The 8795-nt window shown below is 46.6% G+C and carries 1 protein-coding gene; it reads left to right on the top strand.

Annotated features, from left to right (window positions below):
• On the top strand, window positions 1-8795 hold an 8795-nt coding region (locus NF867_RS03410; RefSeq protein WP_252586143.1), incomplete at both ends, for a beta strand repeat-containing protein.

Below are 8795 nucleotides of genomic sequence, written 5' to 3'. Positions count from 1 at the left end.
ACGATCAATGCTCAGCCGCTAACGCCGGCTACACCAACAGCTTCAACCGTTCAACCGACCTGTACGGTAGCCACCGGCTCGATCACGGTGACTTCACCGTTGGGAGCAGGTTTGGAATACTCGATTGATGGTACTAACTATCAAAGCTCAACTTCATTTACAGGCCTCTCATCAAATACCTATAGCCTGACTGTCCGCAACGCACAAGGTTGCGTGTCAACAGCGACCTCGGTTACGATCAATGCTCAGCCATTAACTCCAGCTACACCAACAGCGTCGACCGTTCAACCGACTTGTACGGTAGCCACCGGTTCGATCACGGTAGCCTCGCCACTGGGAGCAGGCCTTGAATACTCAATTGATGGTATTAACTATCAGGGATCGACTTCATTTACCGGCCTCTCATCAAATACCTATAGCCTGACTGTTCGTAATGCGCAGGGCTGTATTTCTTTGGCAACTGCAGTTACGATTAACGCCCAGCCATTAACGCCTGCTACACCAACCGCATCGACCGTTCAACCGACTTGTGCCGTTGCAAGCGGCTCGATCACAGTGACTTCGCCACTGGGGGCAGGATTGGAATATTCGATTGATGGTCCCAACTATCAGGTTTCAACTTCCTTTACCGGCCTTGCAACCAACACTTATAACCTGACTGTTCGTAATGCGCAGGGCTGTATTTCTTCGGCCACTGCTGTTACGATCAATGCTCAGCCATTAACTCCAGCTACACCAACAGCTTCAACCGTTCAACCGACATGTACGGTAGCAAGCGGCTCGATCACGGTGACTTCGCCACTGGGAGCAGGGCTGGAATACTCGATTGATGGGACAAACTATCAAGTTTCAACTTCCTTTGCTGGCCTTGCAACCAGTACCTATAACCTGACGGTTCGCAATGCGCAGGGTTGTATTTCTTCGGCTACTGTCATTACGATCAACGCCCAGCCATTAACTCCTGCTACACCAACAGCGTTGACCGTTCAACCGACTTGTACGGTAGCCACCGGTTCGATCACGGTAGCCTCGCCACTGGGAGCAGGTCTGGAATACTCGATTGATGGGACAAACTATCAAGTTTCAACTTCCTTTGCTGGCCTTGCAACCAGTACCTATAACCTGACGGTTCGCAATGCTCAGGGTTGTATTTCTTCGGCTACTGTCATTACGATCAACGCCCAGCCATTAACTCCTGCTACACCAACAGCGTTGACCGTTCAACCGACTTGTACGGTAGCCACCGGTTCGATCACGGTAGCCTCGCCACTGGGAGCAGGTCTGGAATACTCAATTGATGGCACCAACTATCAAGCCTCCACTTTATTTGCAGGATTAACCTCAGCAACCTATAATTTAACTGTTCGCAACATTCAGGGCTGTATTTCTTCGGCCACTGCTGTTACGATCAATGCCCAACCGGCTACACCACAGGCAGCAACCGCAACAACCGTTCAACCAACCTGTACGGTAGCCACCGGCTCGATCACCGTGACTTCGCCACTAGGGGCAGGATTGGAATACTCGATTGATGGCACCAACTATCAAGCCTCCACTTTATTTGCAGGATTAACCTCAGCAACCTATAATTTAACTGTCCGCAACGCTCAGGGCTGTATTTCTTCGGCTACTGCCGTTACGATCAATGCCCAACCGGCTACACCACAGGCAGCAACCGCAACAACTGTTCAACCGACTTGTACCGTAGGCACGGGCTCGATCACAGTGACTTCTCCACTGGGAGCAGGTCTGGAATACTCAATTGATGGTATTAACTATCAGGGTTCGACTTTATTTGCAGGATTAACCTCTGCAACCTATAATTTAACTGTTCGCAACGCTCAGGGTTGTATTTCAACTGCTTCTGCCGTTACGATCAATGCCCAGCCATTAACTCCAGCTACACCAACAGCGTCGACCATTCAACCGACTTGTACGGTAGCAAGCGGCTCGATCACGGTGACTTCGCCACTGGGAGCAGGCCTTGAATACTCAATTGATGGTACTAACTATCAGGCTTCGACTTTATTTGCAGGATTAACCTCAGCAACCTATAATTTAACTGTTCGAAACGCGCAGGGCTGTATTTCAACTGCTTCTGCCGTTACGATCAATGCCCAGCCATTAACGCCGGCTACACCAACCGCTTCGACTGTTCAACCGACTTGTACGGTAGCAAGCGGCTCGATCACAGTGACTTCTCCACTGGGAGCAGGTCTGGAATACTCAATTGATGGTATTAACTATCAGGGTTCGACTTTATTTGCAGGATTAACCTCAGCAATCTATAATTTAACTGTTCGCAACGCTCAGGGTTGTATTTCAACTGCTACTGCCGTTACGATCAATGCTCAGCCGGTAACGCCTGCAACACCAACCGCTTCGACCGTTCAACCAACCTGTACCGTTGCAAGCGGCTCGATCACTGTAGCCTCGCCACTGGAAGCAGGCCTGGAATACTCTATTGATGGAACAAACTATCAGGGTTCGACTTTATTTGCAGGATTAACCTCAGCAACCTATAATTTAACCGTTCGCAACGCACAAGGCTGTATTTCTTCAGCGACTACTGTTACGATTAACGCCCAGCCATTAACTCCAGCAACACCAACTGCTTCAACCGTTCAACCGACCTGTACGGTAGCCACCGGCTCGATCACTGTGACAGCGCCACTGGGAGCAGGATTGGAATATTCGATTGATGGTATTAACTATCAGAGCTCCACTTTATTTGCAGGATTAACCTCAGCAACCTATAGTTTAACTGTTCGCAACGCTCAAGGCTGTATTTCTTCAACCACTGCTGTTACGATCAATGCTCAGCCATTAACTCCAGCTACACCAACAGCTTCAACCGTTCAACCGACCTGTACGGTAGCCTCGGGTTCGATCACAGTGACTTCGCCACTGGGAGCAGGCCTGGAATACTCGATTGATGGCACAAACTATCAGGCTTCGACTTTATTTGCAGGATTAACCTCAGCAACCTATAACTTAACTGTTCGCAACGCTCAGGGCTGTATTTCTTCGGCTACTGCCGTTACGATCAATGCTCAGCCATTAACTCCTGCTACACCAGCTGCCTCGACCGTTCAACCGACTTGTACTGTAGGAACAGGTTCGATCACAGTGACAGGGCCACTAGGGGCAGGATTGGAATACTCAATTGATGGAACCAACTATCAAGCTTCGACTTTATTTACAGGCCTCTCATCAAATACCTATAGCCTGACTGTCCGCAACGCACAAGGTTGCGTGTCAACAGCGACCTCGGTTACGATCAATGCTCAGCCATTAACTCCTACGCCTCCAACATATTTAATTATTCAGCCAACTTGTTTGGTATCAACGGCTACTTTAACAGTGACAGGTCCACTTGGTCAGGAGTATTCAATTGATGGAACCAATTATCAATCCGGGCTAATTTTTAGCAATCTTTCAACAGGTACTTATCTCTTAACTGCCCGAAATACAGATGGATGTATTTCCTCAGCAACAACTGTTACAGTAAATCCTTCTCTATTAATTCCTAATAGCCCGCAGGTCGATGTTATTCAACCATTATGTTCAGGAGAATGGGGTGAAATTCATATCACCTCACCAACAGGAATTGGTCTTACTTATTCCATTGATGGCAGCAATTATCAGCTTTCTTCTGATTTTACTAATCTTTCTGCCGGTTCGTATAATGTATCTGTTAGAAATGCTTTGGGTTGTGTTTCAATACCTGTCATAATAGTTATTGATCCACAGCCATCAACAATTGTATTAACAGAAAATCATGTAGATCCTGCTTGTGGCCAGTCAACTGGCAGTATTGATATTTCTGTAAGTGGAGGTATTCCTCCATATTCGTATAGTTGGAACAATGGACAAGCGGTACAGGATATATCAAACCTCGCTTCGGGTAGCTATATTTTAACATTAACCGATGCAAATAATTGTACTCAAAGTATCACTGTTAATTTGAATGATCAAAATGGCCCTCAAATAACAGTAAGTAGTAAAACAGATAATTTATGTAACGGACAGACTGATGGTTTAATTGATATAACTGCGACAGGAATTGGGGTGCTTTCTTACAGCTGGAGCGGTCCGAATGGATTTACTTCTGCAAACGAAGACCTTGCAAATCTTTCAGGAGGTACCTATACAGTCACTGTAACTGATATTAATAATTGTCAGGCATCAGCTTCGGTAGTTATTGCCGAACCTCAAGTTTTAACACTTAATGAGATTCATACTGACGCTACTTGCGCTCAAGCCACAGGTGCAATAGATGTTAATGCAACAGGAGGAACAGCACCTTATACATTCAATTGGTCTAATGGTGAAACCTCCGAAGACTTAGTTAATGTAATTGCGGGTAGTTATACCTTAACAGTAACCGATGCAAATAATTGCACACAAAGTATTTCTGTAATATTAAATGATATCGCAGGACCTTCTGTTTCTGTTGATAACCAAACTGATGTAACGTGTAATGGGACCTCTAATGGTACAATTAACGTCACAGCGGTTGGTAGTGGACCTTTGGTTTATAACTGGAATGGCCCTAATGGTTTTAATACTTCCGCAGAAGATATTACAGGACTTGCTGCTGGCACTTATAACTTAACAGTGACAGATATTAACAATTGCTCAACGAGTTTAAGTGTTTTAATTTCTGAACCACAAGCGCTTACTTTAACCGAGATTCATACTGATGCTACTTGTTCTCTACCTACAGGAACAATAAATGTAAGTGTTTCAGGCGGTACAGTACCTTATACCTACAGCTGGAATTCGGGCGAGGCAACAGAAGACTTGACCAATAAAGCATCCGGCAGCTACACGCTTACTGTGACCGATGCCAATAACTGCTCTGAGAGCATTACGGTGAATCTGAATGATCTGAACGGTCCGCAGGTAACAGTCGACAATCAAACCAATGTGACTTGTAATGGAGCTTCGGATGGAGCAATTCAAGTGAGTGTGAGCGGAGGAACCACTCCATACACCTATAGCTGGTCAAGCGGACAAAGCATTGAAGATCTATCTGCTCTACCAGCAGGAACCTATACACTGACCGTAACGGATGCGAACAATTGCCAGGCAACTGCTTCAGTTACCCTGACAGCGCCTGCTGTATTAAGTCTTTCAGAAGTTCACACGGATGCTACTTGTGCACTCTCGAACGGAGCAATTAATGTATCGGTTAGTGGTGGTACAGCGCCTTATACCTACAGCTGGAATTCGGGCGAGGCAACAGAAGACTTGACCAATAAAGCTTCAGGCAGCTATACCTTAACGGTGACCGATGCCAATAACTGCTCGCAAAGTATTACGGTTAACCTGAACGATTTGAACGGTCCGCAGGTAACGGTGGATAACCAGACCAACATCAGTTGTAATGGTGCCTCGGATGGCGCAATTCAGGTGAGTGTAAGCGGAGGAACCGCTCCATACACCTATAGCTGGTCAAGCGGACAAAGTATTGAAGATCTATCCGCTCTACCAGCAGGAGCCTATACGTTGACCGTAACAGATGCAAACAATTGCCAGGCAACTGCTTCAGTTACCCTGACAGCGCCTGCTGTACTAAGTCTTTCAGAAGTGCATACCGATGCCAGTTGCGGTCTTTCGAATGGAAGTATTAATGTATCGGTTAGTGGTGGAACAGCACCTTATACCTATAGCTGGAATTCGGGCGAGGCAACAGAAGATTTAACCAATAAAGCATCCGGCACTTATACCTTAACGGTGACCGATGCCAATAACTGCTCTGAGAGCCTTACGGTGAACCTGAATGATTTGAACGGTCCGCAGGTAACGGTGGATAATCAGGCTAATGTAAGTTGTAATGGTGCTTCGGATGGAGCGATTCAAGTGAGTGTGATCGGAGGAACCACTCCATACACCTATAGTTGGTCAAGCGGGCAAAACATCGAAGATCTATCCGCTCTACCAGCTGGTACGTATATTTTAACCGTAACAGATGCCAATAGTTGCCAGGCAACTGCTTCAGTTACCCTGACAGCACCTGCTGTATTAAGTCTTTCAGAAGTTCACACGGATGCTACTTGTGCACTCTCGAACGGAGCAATTAATGTATCGGTTAGTGGTGGTACAGCGCCTTATACCTACAGCTGGAATTCGGGCGAGGCAGCAGAAGATTTAACCAATAAAGCGGCAGGCAGCTACACCTTAACGGTAACGGATGCCAATAGCTGTTCACAAAGTATTACGGTGACCCTGAATGATTTGAACGGTCCGCAGCTAACGGTGGATAACCAGACCAACGTAAGTTGTAATGGAGCTTCAGATGGAGTAATTCAAGTGAGTGTGAGCGGAGGAACCACTCCATACACCTATAGCTGGTCAAGCGGACAAAGCATTGAAGATCTATCTGCTCTACCAGCAGGAACCTATACTTTAACCGTAACGGATGCAAATAATTGCCAGGCAACTGCTTCAGTTACCCTGACTGCGCCTGCTGTATTAAGTCTTTCAGAAGTTCACACGGATGCTACTTGTGCACTGTCGAACGGAGCAATTAATGTATCGGTTAGCGGCGGAACAGTGCCTTATACCTATAGCTGGAATTCAGGTGAATCGACCGAGGATCTTGCAGCCAAAGCAGCAGGCTCTTATACCTTAACAGTAACCGATGCGAATAATTGTTCGCAAAGCATTACAGTGAATTTGAACGACCTTTCTGGTCCATCAGTTACTGTTGACAACCAAACGAATGTTAGTTGTAATGGAGCTTCGGATGGAGCAATTCAGGTGAGTGTAAGCGGAGGAACCGCACCATATACCTATAGCTGGTCAAGCGGACAAACTATTGAAGATCTATCTGCTCTACCAATCGGCACGTATACTTTAACCGTAACGGACGCGAACAATTGCCAGGCAACTGCTTCAGTTACCCTGACAGCACCTGCTGTATTAAGTCTTTCAGAAGTTCATACGGATGCCTCCTGTGCACTGTCGAACGGAGCAATTAATGTATCGGTTAGTGGTGGAACAGCACCTTATACCTATAGCTGGAATTCAGGTGAATCGACCGAGGATCTTACAGCCAAATCAGCAGGCTCTTACACCTTAACGGTGACTGATGCCAATAACTGTTCGCAAAGTATCACCGTGAACCTGAACGACCTTTCAGGGCCATCTGTTACAGTTGACAACCAAACCAATATCAGTTGTAATGGAGCTTCGGATGGTGCAATTCAGGTGAGTGTAAGCGGAGGAATCGCTCCATATACCTATAGCTGGTCAAGTGGACAAAGCATTGAAGATCTATCCGCTCTACCCACAGGAACCTATACGTTGACCGTAACAGATGCAAACAATTGCCAGGCAACTGCTTCAGTTACCCTGACAGCGCCTGCTGTATTAAGTCTTTCAGAAGTTCATACAGATGCTACTTGTGCACTGTCGAACGGAGCAATTAATGTATCGGTTAGTGGCGGTACAGCGCCTTATACCTACAGCTGGAATTCGGGCGAAACAACAGAAGATCTTACAACCAAAGCAGCAGGCTCTTACACCTTAACGGTAACGGATGCCAATAACTGCTCTGAGAGCATTACGGTGACCCTGAACGATTTGAACGGTCCGCAGGTAACGGTGGATAATCAAACGAATGTAACTTGTAATGGTGCTTTAGATGGAGCAATCAATATAACCACTACCGGTACAGGAACGCTTACTTACAGCTGGAGCGGTCCGAATGGCTTTACAGCTACGACAGAGGATCTGGCAAACCTTGCAGCAGGAACCTATACGCTTACAGTAACAGATGGAAACAATTGCCAAGCCTCGGCAAGCGTAACGCTGACTGAACCACTTGCGATCAGCTTAAGTGAAACCCATACAGATCCGCCCTGTAACCAGGCAACTGGCGCCGTTAACGTGAGCGTTTCAGGCGGAACAGCACCATATACCTACAGCTGGAATTCGGGCGAGGCAACAGAAGATCTGACCAATAAAACTTCAGGTAGCTACACTTTAACGGTAACGGATGCCAATAACTGTTCGCAAAGTATTACGGTGAACCTGAACGACCTTTCAGGTCCATCAGTTACTGTTGACAACCAAACCAATGTGACTTGTAATGGAGCTTCGGATGGAGCGATTCAGGTGAGTGTAAGCGGAGGAACCTCACCATATACCTATAGTTGGTCAAGCGGACAAAACATCGAAGATCTATCTGCTCTACCAGCAGGAACCTATACTTTAACCGTAACGGACGGAAACAATTGTCAGGCAACTGCTTCAGTTACCCTGACAGCGCCTGCTGTACTAAGTCTTTCAGAAGTGCATACCGATGCCAGTTGCGGTCTTTCGAATGGAAGTATCAATGTAACAGTTGCGGGTGGTACAGCGCCTTATACCTATAGCTGGAATTCAGGCGAGGCGACAGAAGATTTAACCAATAAAGCATCTGGCAGCTACACTTTAACGGTAACGGATGCCAATAACTGCTCTGAGAGTATTACGGTGAACCTGAACGACCTGAACGGTCCGCAGGTAACGGTGGATAATCAAACAAACGTAAGTTGTAACGGCGCTGCAGACGGGGCGATCAATGTAACCGCTACCGGTACTGGCACTTTGACTTACAGCTGGAGCGGGCCGAACGGCTTTACAGCTACGACTGAAGATTTATCGGCTTTAGCTGCTGGAACCTATACACTGACCGTAACTGATGGAAACAATTGTCAGGCCTCGGCAAGAGTAACCTTAAGTGAACCACTTGTGATCACCTTAAGTGAAATTCATACAGATCCGGCTTGTAATCAGGCCAG

The sequence above is a fragment of the Solitalea agri genome, assembly GCF_023914155.1.
GTDB classification, from domain to species: Bacteria; Bacteroidota; Bacteroidia; order Sphingobacteriales; family Sphingobacteriaceae; genus Solitalea; species Solitalea agri.
Note: the sequence above shows the minus strand (reverse complement) of the source record. Positions and strands in the feature narration are given on the sequence as shown.